The sequence below is a fragment of the Streptomyces sp. NPDC007971 genome, from assembly GCF_042958635.1.
Taxonomy (GTDB): Bacteria; Actinomycetota; Actinomycetes; order Streptomycetales; family Streptomycetaceae; genus Streptomyces.
Map to the genome: position 1 here is coordinate 329,025 of NZ_JBIBJK010000006.1, position 13,594 is coordinate 342,618.

Annotated in this window: 12 protein-coding genes; 11 read left to right on the forward strand and 1 reads right to left on the reverse strand. The window is 72.6% G+C overall.

The annotated features are described in order from the left end of the window. Positions 1-169 precede the first annotated feature (169 nt). The 8 genes from ACFZCP_RS15365 (at position 170) to ACFZCP_RS15400 (ending at position 9,133) form a co-directional block, all read left to right on the forward strand. Positions 170-1,276 carry a quinone-dependent dihydroorotate dehydrogenase gene (locus ACFZCP_RS15365; protein WP_391427523.1) on the forward strand — a complete coding sequence of 369 codons (1,107 nt, stop codon included), beginning with the start codon at positions 170-172 and terminating at the stop codon, positions 1,274-1,276. Then, the gene (pyrF, locus tag ACFZCP_RS15370; RefSeq protein ID WP_362686862.1) at positions 1,273-2,118 is read left to right on the forward strand and encodes an orotidine-5'-phosphate decarboxylase; all 846 of its coding nucleotides are present in this window, start codon (positions 1,273-1,275) and stop codon (positions 2,116-2,118) included. The genes ACFZCP_RS15365 and pyrF overlap by 4 nt, the downstream gene beginning before the upstream one ends. Before the next feature lie 300 nt (positions 2,119-2,418). Next, a complete protein-coding gene (locus tag ACFZCP_RS15375; protein WP_026246651.1) occupies positions 2,419-2,742 on the forward strand; it encodes an integration host factor in 324 nt (107 codons plus the stop codon). Between the two features lie 60 nt (positions 2,743-2,802). Beyond that, on the forward strand, positions 2,803-3,360 hold the full coding sequence (gene gmk, locus ACFZCP_RS15380; protein WP_362686865.1) for a guanylate kinase: 558 nt from the start codon (positions 2,803-2,805) through the stop codon (positions 3,358-3,360). Positions 3,361-3,435: 75 nt separating this feature from the next. After that, complete coding sequence (rpoZ, locus tag ACFZCP_RS15385) at positions 3,436-3,708, forward strand: DNA-directed RNA polymerase subunit omega (protein WP_005319902.1); 273 nt, start codon at positions 3,436-3,438, stop codon at positions 3,706-3,708. 123 nt (positions 3,709-3,831) lie between these two features. Next, entirely contained in the window at positions 3,832-5,034 is a 1,203-nt protein-coding gene (coaBC, locus tag ACFZCP_RS15390) for a bifunctional phosphopantothenoylcysteine decarboxylase/phosphopantothenate--cysteine ligase CoaBC (protein WP_391427527.1), read from the forward strand. 273 nt (positions 5,035-5,307) lie between these two features. Next, positions 5,308-6,516, forward strand: coding sequence for a methionine adenosyltransferase (metK, locus tag ACFZCP_RS15395; RefSeq protein ID WP_391427529.1), 1,209 nt, complete (start codon positions 5,308-5,310; stop codon positions 6,514-6,516). Positions 6,517-6,985: 469 nt separating this feature from the next. After that, positions 6,986-9,133 carry a primosomal protein N' gene (locus ACFZCP_RS15400; RefSeq protein WP_391427531.1) on the forward strand — a complete coding sequence of 716 codons (2,148 nt, stop codon included), beginning with the start codon at positions 6,986-6,988 and terminating at the stop codon, positions 9,131-9,133. A gap of 138 nt (positions 9,134-9,271) precedes the next feature. On the opposite strand, the gene ACFZCP_RS15405 is transcribed toward ACFZCP_RS15400, so the two are convergent. Beyond that, positions 9,272-9,823 carry a hypothetical protein gene (locus ACFZCP_RS15405; RefSeq protein WP_391427533.1) on the reverse strand — a complete coding sequence of 184 codons (552 nt, stop codon included), beginning with the start codon at positions 9,821-9,823 and terminating at the stop codon, positions 9,272-9,274. 520 nt (positions 9,824-10,343) lie between these two features. Between ACFZCP_RS15405 and fmt the strand changes: the two genes are divergently transcribed. The 3 genes from fmt to ACFZCP_RS15420 all read left to right on the forward strand — a co-directional run bounded on the left by fmt (position 10,344) and on the right by ACFZCP_RS15420 (position 13,576). Beyond that, positions 10,344-11,276, forward strand: a complete 933-nt coding sequence (fmt, locus tag ACFZCP_RS15410; protein ID WP_391427535.1) for a methionyl-tRNA formyltransferase — start codon at positions 10,344-10,346, stop codon at positions 11,274-11,276. Positions 11,277-11,356: 80 nt separating this feature from the next. Beyond that, entirely contained in the window at positions 11,357-12,784 is a 1,428-nt protein-coding gene (locus tag ACFZCP_RS15415; protein WP_362686882.1) for a transcription antitermination factor NusB, read from the forward strand. A gap of 129 nt (positions 12,785-12,913) precedes the next feature. Further along, positions 12,914-13,576, forward strand: coding sequence for a GAP family protein (locus tag ACFZCP_RS15420; RefSeq protein ID WP_391427537.1), 663 nt, complete (start codon positions 12,914-12,916; stop codon positions 13,574-13,576). The last annotated feature ends 18 nt before the right edge of the window (positions 13,577-13,594 follow it).

Consider the following 13,594-nt stretch of genomic DNA (forward strand, 5'->3'; position numbering starts at 1 on the left):
CGTCGCCCAGAGGACGATTGCACACCGCGGGCCGTCTGCGGCCGGTCGCGCCCACGCGGCGAAGCCGCATGCCGAGCCCGCCCCGCGCCCCCAGGGGCGCGGATCCCGCTCCGCTGCCTACGAGGGGGGACTCCGGAAACGGTGTCCCCCCTCCGTGTGAGGACATTCGATGTACCACCTCTTCTTCCGCCTCGTCTTCCGGAGGATGGACCCGGAGCAGGCCCACCACCTGGCCTTCCGCTGGATCCGCCTCGCCGTCCGCATCCCCGTGCTGCGCACCTTCGTCGCGGCCGTGCTCGCCCCCCGGTACAAGGAACTGCGCACCGAGGCCTTCGGGCTGCGCATGCACGGCCCCTTCGGGCTGGCCGCCGGCTTCGACAAGAACGCGGTCGCCGTCGACGGCATGTCGATGCTGGGCTTCGACCACGTCGAGATCGGCACGGTCACCGGCGAGGCCCAGCCCGGCAACCCGAAGAAACGGCTGTTCCGGCTCGTCGCCGACCGGGCGCTGATCAACCGCATGGGCTTCAACAACGACGGCTCCCTCACGGTCGCCGCGCGTCTGGCTTCCCGCGAGGCCGTCTTCAGGACCGTCGTCGGCGTCAACATCGGCAAGACCAAGGCCGTCCCGGAGGCGGAGGCCGTCGGCGACTACGTGAAGTCCGCCGAGCGGCTCGCGCCGTACGCCGACTACCTGGTCGTGAACGTCTCCTCGCCGAACACGCCGGGCCTGCGCAACCTGCAGGCCACCGAGGCGCTGCGCCCGCTGCTCGGCGCCGTCCGCGAGGCCGCCGACCGTACGGTGGCCAACCGGCGCGTCCCGCTGCTGGTGAAGATCGCCCCCGACCTCGCCGACGAGGACATCGACGCGGTCGCCGACCTGGCCGTGGAGCTGGGCCTGGACGGCATCATCGCCACCAACACGACCATCGCCCGCGAGAGCCTCGGCCTGAAGTCCGGCCCCTCGCTGGTGAAGGAGACCGGCGGGCTCTCCGGCGCGCCCCTGAAGGCACGCTCCCTGGAGGTCCTGCGCCGCCTGTACGCGCGCGTGGGCGACCGGATCACCCTGGTGGGCGTGGGCGGCATCGAGACCGCCGAGGACGCCTGGCAGCGCATCCTGGCCGGTGCCACGCTGGTCCAGGGCTACAGCGCCTTCATCTACGAGGGCCCGTTCTGGTGCCGCGCGATCCACAAGGGCCTCGCCGCGCGCCTGCGCACCAGCCCGTACGCCACCCTCGCCGACGCCGTCGGCGCCGACGTGAGGAAGCCCGCATGACCTCGTACGAGCCCTTCGGAGCCCGTTTGCGCCGCGCGATGGACGAGCGCGGCCCGCTGTGCGTCGGCATCGACCCGCACGCCTCGCTGCTCGCCGAGTGGGGTCTGAACGACGACGTGGCCGGTCTGGAGCGGTTCAGCCGCACGGTCGTGGAGGCGGTGGCCGACCGGGTCGCCGTCATGAAGCCGCAGAGCGCCTTCTTCGAGCGGTTCGGCTCGCGCGGCGTCGCCGTCCTGGAGAAGGCGGTCCAGGAGGCGCGGGCAGCCGGCACCCTGGTCGTCATGGACGCCAAGCGGGGCGACATCGGCTCGACCATGGCCGGGTACGCCGAGGCCTTCCTGCACCCGGACGCCCCGCTGTTCTCCGACGCCCTGACCGTCTCGCCCTACCTCGGCTACGGCTCGCTCAGCCCTGCGGTCGCGCTGGCCAGGCAGAGCGGCGCCGGGCTGTTCGTCCTGGCCCTGACCTCGAACCCGGAGGGCCCAGAGGTCCAGCACGCGGTCCGTGCCGACGGGCGCACGGTGGGCGCGACCATGCTCGCCCACCTGGCCGCCGAGAACGCGGGCGAGGAGCCGCTGGGCTCCTTCGGAGCAGTCGTCGGCGCCACCGTGGGCGACCTGTCCACGTACGACCTGGACATCAACGGTCCGCTGCTGGCGCCCGGAGTCGGGGCACAGGGGGCGACCCCGGCCGACCTTCCCAAGGTCTTCGGAGCCGCGGTGCGCAACGTCGTCCCGAACGTCAGCCGGGGTGTGCTGCGGCACGGTCCCGACGTCGGGGCGCTGCGCTCGGCCACGGAGCGCTTCGCGGAGGAGATCCGGACCGCCGCCACCGGCGGCTGAGGTGTCCGCGGGACGCCCCGGCGGGAGGGTGCCGGGGCGACTTGAGTGTGAATACATCCTCAAATCGAGGGCAATTTGTCTCAAATGTCCGTCCTGACGGCGGCTGACCAGTACTTTTCCGGAGTTCTCGCTGACTCTGGCGGACTTGCCCGCTAGTCTCCGAGCAGTGGGGGCACCTCCCACGCCCTCAAGGCAGTGGGGGAGAACGGGCAGCGTGTTGCTCGTAGCTCCCCAGGTGTGGGGCGACTAGGTTCCTCACCGGTCCGTATCCGACAGTTCGACATCCGAGGTGACGTAGGCGTGGCTCTTCCGCCCCTTACCCCTGAACAGCGCGCAGCCGCGCTCGAAAAGGCCGCCGCGGCTCGCCGGGAGCGGGCCGAGGTCAAGAATCGACTCAAGCACTCCGGCGCCTCCCTGCACGAGGTCATCAAGCAGGGCCAGGAAAACGACGTCATCGGCAAGATGAAGGTCTCCGCCCTGCTCGAGTCGCTGCCGGGCGTGGGCAAGGTCCGCGCCAAGCAGATCATGGAGCGTCTGGGCATCTCCGAGAGCCGCCGCGTGCGCGGTCTCGGTTCCAACCAGATCGCTTCGCTGGAGCGTGAGTTCGGCAGCACCGGCGCCTGAGTCCGGCCGCAGCCGGACCGGGAGTCCCGGGCACTCCGGGATTGCTGGAATAATCGCTGCATGAGTGAACGTCCGCGGCTGACCGTGCTCTCCGGCCCCTCCGGGGTCGGCAAGAGCACGGTCGTCGCCCATATGCGCAAGGAACACCCCGAGGTCTGGCTCTCGGTATCGGCGACCACCCGCAAGCCGCGACCCGGCGAGCGGCACGGAGTCCACTACTTCTTCGTCACCGACGACGAGATGGACAAGCTGATCGCCAACGGCGAGCTGCTGGAGTGGGCCGAGTTCGCCGGCAACCGCTACGGCACGCCCCGTGCGGCCGTGCTGGAGCGGCTGGAGAAGGGCGAGCCCGTCCTGCTGGAGATCGACCTCCAGGGTGCCCGCCAGGTCCGCGAGTCGATGTCCGACGCGCAGCTGGTGTTCCTGGCTCCGCCCTCCTGGGAGGAGCTGGTGCGCAGGCTCACCGGCCGGGGCACCGAGCCGCCCGAGGTCATCGAGCGCCGCCTGGAGGCGGCCAGGACCGAGCTGGCGGCCGAGCCGGAGTTCGACGAGACCCTGGTCAACACCTCCGTCAAGGACGTGGCGAGCGAGCTGCTAGCCTTGATGGACGTTGTGTGATCGTGACTGCTGCACGCAAGTGCACGTACACCGGTCCCACCGACTGATTCTTTCCCATCCATCGGAAGGTAGAGCGTGTCCTCTTCCATCACCGCGCCCGAGGGCATCATCAACCCGCCGATCGACGAGCTTCTCGAGGCCACCGACTCGAAGTACAGCCTCGTGATCTACGCGGCCAAGCGTGCCCGCCAGATCAACGCGTACTACTCGCAGCTCGGCGAAGGTCTCCTCGAGTACGTCGGTCCGCTCGTGGACACCCACGTGCACGAGAAGCCGCTCTCGATCGCCCTGCGTGAGATCAACGCGGGTCTGCTGACCTCCGAGGCCATCGAGGGCCCGGCGCAGTAGTACTTTCAGAACGCAGTAGCTTTATCCACAGGCCCGGCAGCACGTCTGCCGGGCCTGTGGTGTGTGATGGTCTCGTAGGTGTGGTCTCGTACGCCGCCGAGCGTGCCGAGCAGGGGAGAGACGGTGGACAAGCCGAGGGTCGTGCTGGGGGTCAGTGGCGGAATCGCCGCGTACAAGGCCTGTGAGCTGCTCAGAAGGTTCACGGAGTCGGGCCATGACGTGCGCGTGGTGCCCACCGCCTCCGCGCTGCACTTCGTGGGCGCCGCCACCTGGTCGGCCCTGTCCGGCAACCCGGTCTCCACCGAGGTCTGGGACGACGTCCACGAGGTCCCGCACGTCCGCATCGGCCAGCAGGCCGACCTGGTCGTGGTGGCCCCGGCCACCGCCGACATGCTCGCCAAGGCCGCCCACGGCCTCGCCGACGACCTGCTGACCAACACACTCCTCACCGCCCGCTGCCCGGTCGTGTTCGCGCCCGCGATGCACACCGAGATGTGGGAGCACCCCGCCACCCAGGAGAACGTCGCCACGCTGCGCCGCCGCGGCGCCGTCGTCATCGAGCCCGCCGTCGGCCGCCTCACCGGTGTCGACACCGGCAAGGGCCGGCTGCCCGACCCGACGGAGATCTTCGAGGCCTGCCGCCGTGTGCTCGCCCGGGGTGTCACCGAGCCGGACCTCGCCGGCCGCCACGTCGTCGTCTCGGCAGGCGGCACGCGCGAGCCCCTCGACCCCGTCCGCTTCCTCGGCAACCGCTCCTCCGGCAAGCAGGGCTACGCCCTCGCCCGTACGGCCGCGGCCCGCGGCGCCCGGGTGACCCTGATCGCGGCCAACGCCGGACTGCCGGACCCGGCCGGAGTCGACGTCGTCCCCGTGGGTACGGCCGTTCAACTGCGTGAAGCGGTCCTGAAGGCCGCGGCGGACGCCGACGCCGTCGTCATGGCCGCCGCCGTGGCCGACTTCCGCCCGTCGACGTACGCGGCCGGGAAGATCAAGAAGAAGGACGGCCAGGACCCCGCCCCGATCGTGCTGGTGCGGAATCCGGACATCCTCGCGGAGATCTCGGCCGACCGGGCCCGCCCGGGACAGGTGGTCGTCGGGTTCGCCGCCGAGACGGACGACGTCCTGGCCAACGGCCGCGCAAAGCTGGCCCGCAAGGGCTGTGACCTGCTCGTGGTGAACGAGGTGGGGGAGCGCAAGACCTTCGGTTCCGAGGAGAACGAGGCCGTCGTGCTGGGTGCCGACGGCAGTGAGACCCCCGTACCGCATGGCCCGAAAGAAGCCCTCGCCGACATCGTCTGGGACCTGGTGTCCGCCCGGCTGGGCTGATCGGGTTCCGCCGTCCGGGGCGAAGAGTTTCGGCCGTTCGGCGGGTGTTTCCCGCAGGCCGTCGGACCCGGCAATGTCGCGTGGTGCCCTCTGGCCAAGGTCACCGGCATTGTGCAGAATGCCCGTGCCGCAGGTCACAGCGCTCCCGAGAGGCGAGACAGGTGGGCCGGTGGCACGGTGCGACCCGTAAACTGTTCTCGGACGACGCCAGGCGCAGCCCTGTGCCCGTCCGCAAATGATCAGCCAGCAGCCGCTGCAACCCCAGGGAGCGTTGTGTCCCGTCGCTTGTTCACCTCGGAGTCCGTGACCGAGGGTCACCCCGACAAGATCGCTGACCAGATCAGCGACACCATTCTCGACGCGCTTCTGCGCGAGGACCCGACCTCCCGGGTCGCCGTCGAAACCCTGATCACCACCGGCCTGGTGCACGTGGCCGGCGAGGTCACGACCAAGGCCTACGCGGACATCGCGACCCTGGTCCGCAGCAAGATCCTGGAGATCGGCTACGACTCCTCGAAGAAGGGCTTCGACGGCGCCTCCTGCGGCGTGTCGGTGTCGATCGGCGCACAGTCCCCGGACATCGCGCAGGGCGTCGACACGGCCTACGAGAACCGGGTCGAGGGTGACGAGGACGAGCTCGACCGCCAGGGCGCGGGCGACCAGGGCCTGATGTTCGGCTACGCCTCCGACGAGACGCCGACCCTGATGCCGCTGCCGATCTTCCTGGCGCACCGTCTGTCGAAGCGGCTGTCCGAGGTCCGCAAGAACGGCACGATCCCCTACCTGCGCCCGGACGGCAAGACGCAGGTCACCATCGAGTACGACGGCGACAAGGCCGTGCGTCTCGACACCGTGGTGGTCTCTTCGCAGCACGCCAGCGACATCGACCTGGAGTCGCTGCTGGCTCCCGACATCCGCGAGTTCGTCGTCGAGCCGGAGCTGAAGGCGCTCCTGGAGGACGGCATCAAGCTGGACACCGAGGGCTACCGTCTGCTGGTCAACCCGACCGGGCGTTTCGAGATCGGCGGCCCGATGGGTGACGCGGGTCTGACCGGCCGGAAGATCATCATCGACACCTACGGCGGCATGGCCCGTCACGGTGGCGGCGCCTTCTCGGGCAAGGACCCGTCCAAGGTGGACCGTTCCGCGGCGTACGCGATGCGCTGGGTCGCCAAGAACGTCGTGGCGGCGGGGCTGGCCTCGCGCTGCGAGGTCCAGGTCGCCTACGCCATCGGCAAGGCCGAGCCGGTGGGTCTGTTCGTGGAGACCTTCGGTACCAACAAGGTCGAGACCGAGAAGATCGAGAAGGCGATCGACCAGGTCTTCGACCTCCGTCCGGCCGCGATCATCCGCGACCTCGACCTGCTGCGCCCGATCTACGCCCAGACGGCGGCGTACGGCCACTTCGGCCGCGAGCTGTCCGACTTCACCTGGGAGCGCACGGACCGCGTGGACGCCCTGCGTGAGGCCGTGGGCCTGTAGGCACGGCACGGCTCTTCTCGTCGAGGCCCGGTTCCCCCTCGGGGAGCCGGGCCTCGACGTGTCCCGGGGTGTTTCCGGCGTCCGTGGCATCTCCGGCGTGTCCGGGGCATCCCCGGCAGGACCGGAAAACGGCTCGCACCGGGGGCCGCCGGCCCTCTACGGTGATGATCTCCCGGTGCGCCGGCTGCGGTTACTTCGGTGGAGCGCGCCTCGTGCGTGCGGTGAATCTGGAACGTGCTCGCCGCTGCCGAACAGATCTCGGGAGGCCGACGCCCGCCCGGTGCGAAGGACGCGGGTACTTCCGGGTTGTCCCCTCGCAGGTTCGAATCCTGCTGCCGGCCCCATGCGGACCGGTATGGCCGAGCGGCCCAAGGCAGAAGCGCCGAACGGCACCCCGCTGCCGACCGGGATCTCGGGCGGGCGTCGGCGGCCGGCTCCTCTGTCAGTGCCGTTTGGTAAGAATGCAAGCGTGAGCAGCGAGAACGGGCAGGGGGACCGCGGCGCCGAGGGCGCGCCGCCGGAACAGCTCGCGCTCATCCGCGAGAGCGTGCGCGAGGCCAAGGTGCCGCGGGCCAAGCCGCGCACCTGGCGCGGCGCCGCCCTCGCCAAGGACCGGCCCGTCGCCCGCGTGCTCGTGGACAAGGGCGTGCTGCACTTGGATCGGTACTTCGACTACGCCGTGCCCGAGGAGCTGGACGCCGAGGCGCAGCCCGGGGTCAGGGTGCGGGTGCGGTTCGGGGCCGGGCGGCACCGGGTGCGCGAGGGGCGCCGCGAGGGCGGCGGGCTCATCGACGGATTCCTCATCGAGCGCCGGGCCGAGTCCGACTACTCGGGGCCGCTGGCCGCTCTCGCCCAGGTCGTGTCGCCCGAGCCGGTGCTGAGCGAGGAGTTGCTCGGGCTCGCGCGGGCCGTCGCCGACCGGTACGCGGGAAGCCTCGCCGATGTGCTCCAGCTGGCCGTGCCGCCGCGCAGTGCCCGCGCCGAGCGGCGGCCGTCGCCCGCACCCCTGCCGGCACCGGCCGCCCCCGGCACCGGATCCTGGGCGCGGTACGAGCACGGAGCCGCCTACCTGGAGTCGCTGGCCTCGGGGGGAGCACCCAGGGCCGTGTGGAACGCCCTGCCGGGGCCGCTGTGGAGCGAGGAGCTGGCCCGGGCCGTCGCGGCGACGCTCGCCTCGGGACGCGGCGCGCTCGTCGTCGTACCGGACGGACGGGCCGCCACGCGGGTCGATGCCGCGCTCACCGAGCTGCTCGGCGAGGGGCGGCATGTGCTGCTCACGGCGGACGCCGGCCCCGAGAAGCGGTACGCGCAGTGGCTCGCGGTGCGGCGGGGAGCCGTACGGGCCGTGGTCGGGACGCGGGCGGCCATGTTCGCCCCCGTGCAGGACCTGGGGCTCGTCGCCATCTGGGACGACGGGGACGACAGCCACAGCGAGCAGCACGCTCCTCAGCCGCACGCGCGCGATGTGCTCCTGCTGCGGGCGGGCCTGGACAAGTGTGCGTTCCTGGTGGGGAGCTGGAGCTGCACCGTCGAAGCCGCGCAGCTGGTGGAGAGCGGCTGGGCGCGGCCCCTGGTCGCCGCGCGGGAGCAGGTGCGGCGGGCCGCGCCCGTGGTGCGTACGGTCGGGGACGACGACCTGGCCCGCGACGAGGCCGCCCGTGCGGCCCGGCTGCCCACCCTCGCCTGGCAGGTGGTCCGTGAGGGGCTCCAGCACGGGCCGGTGCTGGTGCAGGTGCCCCGGCGGGGCTATGTGCCGCGCCTGGCCTGCGCCCAGTGCCGGGCGCCCGCCCGCTGCCGGCACTGCGCCGGACCGCTGCAGGCCCAGGACGCGGGCGCGCTGCTGTGCGACTGGTGCGGTCGCGAGGAGAGCGCCTGGCACTGCCCCGAGTGCGGGGGCTTCCGGCTGCGGGCGCAGGTCGTCGGGGCGCGCCGGACCGCCGAGGAGCTGGGGCGGGCCTTTCCCGCCGTACCGGTGCGCACCTCGGGGCGGGAACACGTACTGGACACCGTGCCGGGCGCGCCCGCCCTGGTCGTGAGCACCCCAGGGGCCGAGCCCGTCGCCGAGGGCGGTTATGCCGCCGCCCTGCTGCTGGACGGCTGGGCGATGCTCGGGCGGCCCGATCTGCGGGCCGGAGAGGACGCGCTGCGCCGGTGGATCGCGGCCGGGGCGCTGGTGCGGCCGCAGACGGAGCGCGGGACCGTGGTCGTCGTCGCCGAGCCGACCCTCAGGCCCGTGCAGGCGCTGGTGCGCTGGGACCCCGTGGGGCATGCGGTGCGCGAGCTGGCCGAGCGGGCCGAGCTGGGGTTTCCGCCGGTGTCGAGGATGGCGGCCGTGTCCGGGACGCCGACCGCGGTCGCCGAGTTCCTGTCGGCTGTCGAACTGCCGCCGGACGCGGAGGTGTTGGGTCCTGTGCCGGTGCCGCCCACGCTGCCGGGCCGGGCCCGCAGGCCCGGTGCGCCGCCCCCCGGGGAGCACTGGGAGCGGGCACTCGTCCGGGTGCCGCCGGGCAGCGGGACCGCGCTGGCCGCTGCCCTGAAGACCGCTCAGGCGGCACGGATGGCGCGGGGGAGCGGGGAGCCGGTGCGGGTGCGGGTCGATCCACCGGACATCGGCTGAGGGCTGCCCGCGGACGAGCGGGGGGCCGACAGGCGGGAACGGTGTACGGCTGCCACCAGTGACGGTGGTTCGGCAGGCAGGAGCGGCGTACGGTTGCCCTCCCGGAGGACTCCCGGGAGGGCAGGGTGTGCGGGCGGGTCAGCCGTTGCGCGGGCCGGGGAAGGCCGTCGGCCGTGCCTCGTCGCGGAGCGTCGGGCTGCCCGCCGTCGGCTGCGTCGGCATGGAGCGGGCCGCGGGGACCGTCGGCACCGTCGGCATCGTGGGCAGGCCGGCGGTCACGTTGAGCGTGCGCGTGCCGTTGGGCTCCGTGGCGCGGTCGGCCTCGGCGGCAGCCTGGGTCGCGGCGCGACGGGCGCCGTAACGGCGGTGCACCGCCTGCTTGGTGACCCCGAGTGCCGAGCCCACCGCGTCCCAGGAGAAGCCGAGTGAGCGGTCGAAGTCCACGGCGGCCGTGACCAGGGTTTCGACGCTGTCCCGGAGTTCCTGGGCGAGGCGGACCGTCGGGGCGGGCGCGCGCCCGTAGACGACGAAGCCCGTGGACGGGCCGGAGCGGCGCGGGCGGTAGACGTTGCCCAGCTGGGCGGTGAGCGTGCGCAGCGCGTCCACCTGGCGGCGGACCCGCTCGATGTCCCGCACCAGCAAGTGCAGGCTGGCCCGGGCCTGGGCGTCGTGGGTTGCGTGGTCGGCCATGAACAAGCCTCTCGAACCGGCGTTGAAAGGAATTGGGCCGCGAAAGCGGCCCTATGTGGTCAACTTTTTCTTGACCAACGCGTGGGCGCTCGGCTGGTCACGGTGTGGGGGCGTATGGGCATATGCGTACGCCGTCCTCGCGCCCGCGCACCACCCGTTCCCGCGCGGCATACAGGCCGGACGACCTGCGAGGGAGTTCGCCGGCGGCGGCCCTCCCCCGCCGTCGTCCGTATCGCCGGCGCAGGTGTCATCCGTGGCTGTCATGGCACGAGCGTTGTGGCGTAGGTGCCGCCCGGGGTGGTCAATCTGCCGGTGCAGTTTCCCTCCGCCGTTGCGTCGGCGCGTCGGCGTTCGGTGCGGGAGGCACCTCGGGTCGTCACGTCGCCGGTGCGGGTGGCACCTCGGGTCGTCACGTCGCCGGTGCGGGAGGCGGCCGCGGTCGCCATCTCCTTGTCGGCGCTGCCGTCATAGACTGGTGCGCTGCCCGTCCAACCCCCGTCCGAGAGGCCCGATCCCGCATATGAAGCTTGTCTTCGCCGGTACCCCCGAGGTCGCCGTTCCCGCTCTGGACGCCCTGATCGCCTCCGGACGGCACGAGGTGGCCGCCGTCGTCACGCGGCCCGACGCGCCGGCCGGGCGGGGGCGCAGGCTGGTCGCGTCGCCCGTGGCCGAGCGGGCGGAGGAGGCCGGTATCGAGGTGCTCAAGCCCCTCAAGCCGCGCGACCCGGAGTTCCTGGAGCGGCTGACGGAGATCGCCCCCGACTGCTGCCCCGTCGTCGCCTACGGCGCCCTGCTGCCCCGGGTGGCCCTGGACATCCCCGCGCACGGCTGGGTCAACCTGCACTTCTCGCTGCTGCCCGCCTGGCGGGGGGCCGCGCCCGTGCAGCACGCCCTCATGGCCGGCGACGAGATCACGGGCGCCGCCACCTTCCTCATCGAGGAGGGGCTCGACTCCGGGCCGGTCTACGGCACCGTCACCGAGGAGATCCGGCCCACCGACACCAGCGGCGACCTGCTCACCCGGCTCGCCTTCGCGGGCGCAGGCCTGCTCGCCGCGACCATGGACGGCATCGAGGACGGCACCCTGAAGGCCGTTCCCCAGCCCGCCGAGGGCATCACCCTCGCGCCGAAGATCACTGTCGAGGACGCCCAGGTGGACTGGGCGACGCCCGCACTGCGGATCGACCGGGTCGTGCGCGGGTGCACGCCCGCGCCGGGCGCCTGGACCACCTTCCGCGGGGAGCGGCTCAAGCTGATCCACGTCACACCGGTGCCCGAGCGGACCGACCTCGCCCCGGGGCAGCTGGTGGTCGGCAAGAACAGCGTGCACGTGGGCAGCGGGTCGTACGCCGTCGAGCTGCTGTGGGTGCAGGCGCAGGGCAAGAAGCCGATGCGCGCCGCCGACTGGGCGCGCGGGGTGCGCATCTCGGAGGGCGAGCGGCTGGGCGGCTGAGGCCCCGAAAGGCGGGGGTGACGGTGTTCCGACGTACGCTGGGATGCGCACCCCCTTCTTCACATCCGGAGCACCTTTTCGTGAGCGAGCAGTCCCGGCGGCCGCGCAGGCCCGCCAAGCCCTACCGCCGTCCCCAGAAGGACCCCGTGCGCATCCTCGCCTTCGAGGCACTGCGCGCCGTGGACGAGCGGGACGCGTACGCCAACCTCGTGCTGCCGCCGCTGCTGCGCAAGGCGCGGGAGAAGGAGGGACCCGAAAAGTTCGACGCGCGGGACGCCGCCCTCGCCACCGAGCTGGTCTACGGGACGCTGCGCCGGCAGGGGACGTACGACGCCGTGATCGCCGAGTGCGTCGACCGGCCGCTGCGTGAGGTGGACCCGCCGGTCCTCGACGTGCTGAGCCTCGGCGCGCATCAGCTGCTCGGGACGCGGATCCCGACACACGCCGCCGTGTCCGCCTCCGTCGAGCTGGCGCGGGTGGTGCTCGGCGACGGGCGGGCCAAGTTCGTCAACGCCGTGCTGCGCAAGATCGCGCAGCACGACCTCGACGGATGGCTGGAGAAGGTCGCGCCGCCCTACGACGAGGATCCCGAGGACCATCTCGCCGTCGTGCACTCGCATCCCCGCTGGGTCGTCTCCGCGCTGTGGGACTCCCTCGGCGGCGGCCGGGCCGGTATCGAGGACCTGTTGCAGGCGGACAACGAGCGGCCCGAGGTGACCCTAGTGGCACGGCCGGGCCGGGCCACCACCGAGGAACTGCTGCGCGAGGACTCGGCCGTTGCGGGCCGCTGGTCGCCCTATGCCGTGCGGCTCGCCGAGGGCGGTGAGCCGGGCGCCGTCGACGCCGTGCGCGAGGGGCGGGCCGGTGTGCAGGACGAGGGCAGCCAGCTGGTCGCCCTCGCGCTGGCCAACGCCCCGATCGAGGGTCCCGACGAGAAGTGGCTCGACGGGTGCGCCGGTCCCGGCGGCAAGGCCGCGCTGCTGGCCGCCCTCGCCGCCGAGCGCGGGGCCGCACTGCTCGCCTCCGAGAAGCAGCCGCACCGTGCGGGCCTGGTGGCGAAGGCCCTGGACGGCAACCCGGGGCCGTACCAGGTCATCGCCGCCGACGGGACCCGGCCGCCGTGGCTGCCCGGCACCTTCGACCGCGTGCTGATGGACGTGCCGTGCACCGGCCTCGGCGCGCTGCGCCGGCGCCCCGAGGCCCGGTGGCGGCGGCGCCCCGAGGACCTGGACAGCTTCGCGCCGCTCCAGCGCGCCCTGCTGCGCACCGCGCTGGACTCGGTACGCGTCGGCGGGGTCGTCGGCTACGCCACCTGCTCGCCGCACCTCGCCGAGACCCGGTCCGTCGTCGCCGACCTGCTCAAGCAGTACCCGGACGCCGAGCTGATCGACGCCCGGCCGCTGCTGCCCGGCGTCCCCGCGCTCGGCGACGGCCCGGACGTCCAGCTGTGGCCGCATGTGCACGGCACGGACGCGATGTACCTGGCGCTCCTGCGCCGCACCGGCTGACGGCACGAACGAACGGCGGCCCCGGGAAGGTACCGGCGGCGGCCTCCGTGAGTACGGGCGGACGGCTCCGGGAGGTACGGGCGCCGGCCTCCGCCTACGCTCGGGGGGTCCGCACACGCTGGGGTCGCCATGGTCCTCGATCTGCTGCTGATCGCCCTTGCCATCACGCTCGATCCGCTGCCGCTCACCGCGTTCGTCCTGGTGGTGGCCTCGGCGAAGGGCGTGTGGAAGGGGCTCGTCTTCATCCTGAGCTGGCTGGCGTGCCTGGTCGCCGTGATCGCCATGGTCCTGGCGCTGACCGGCGGACATCCCCCGGCACCGAGATCGACGCCGTCGACGGCCGTGCTGGCGGCGAAGCTGGCGATCGGGGTGGGACTCGTCGTCTACGGCGAGTACCGACGGCGGCGGATGGTCGCCGAACGTTCCCACCACCGCGCACCGGAGCCGCCCAGCCTGACGTCCGAACTCGACCGCAGCACGGTGTGGACCTCGGCGGGCCTGGCCGTGCTGCTGCAGCCCTGGGGCATGGTCGCGGCGGGGGCGACGACGGTGGTGTCCGCGGACCTGTCCCACCCGGTGACCTGGCTCGTCCTCTTCTCCTTCTGCCTGCTCGCCACGGCGAGCCTGCTGGCCGTCGAACTGTACGTGGTGCTCGCGCCGGAGCAGGCCAAGCCCCGTCTGCTCAAGCTGCGTGCCTGGATGAAGGAGCACCAGCAGCAGGCGATCGTGATCCTCTGTCTCGGCCTCGGGCTCTGGCTCACCGGAAAGAGCATCTACCAGCTCACCGCGTGAGGGAGTGCGCCGCGGGCC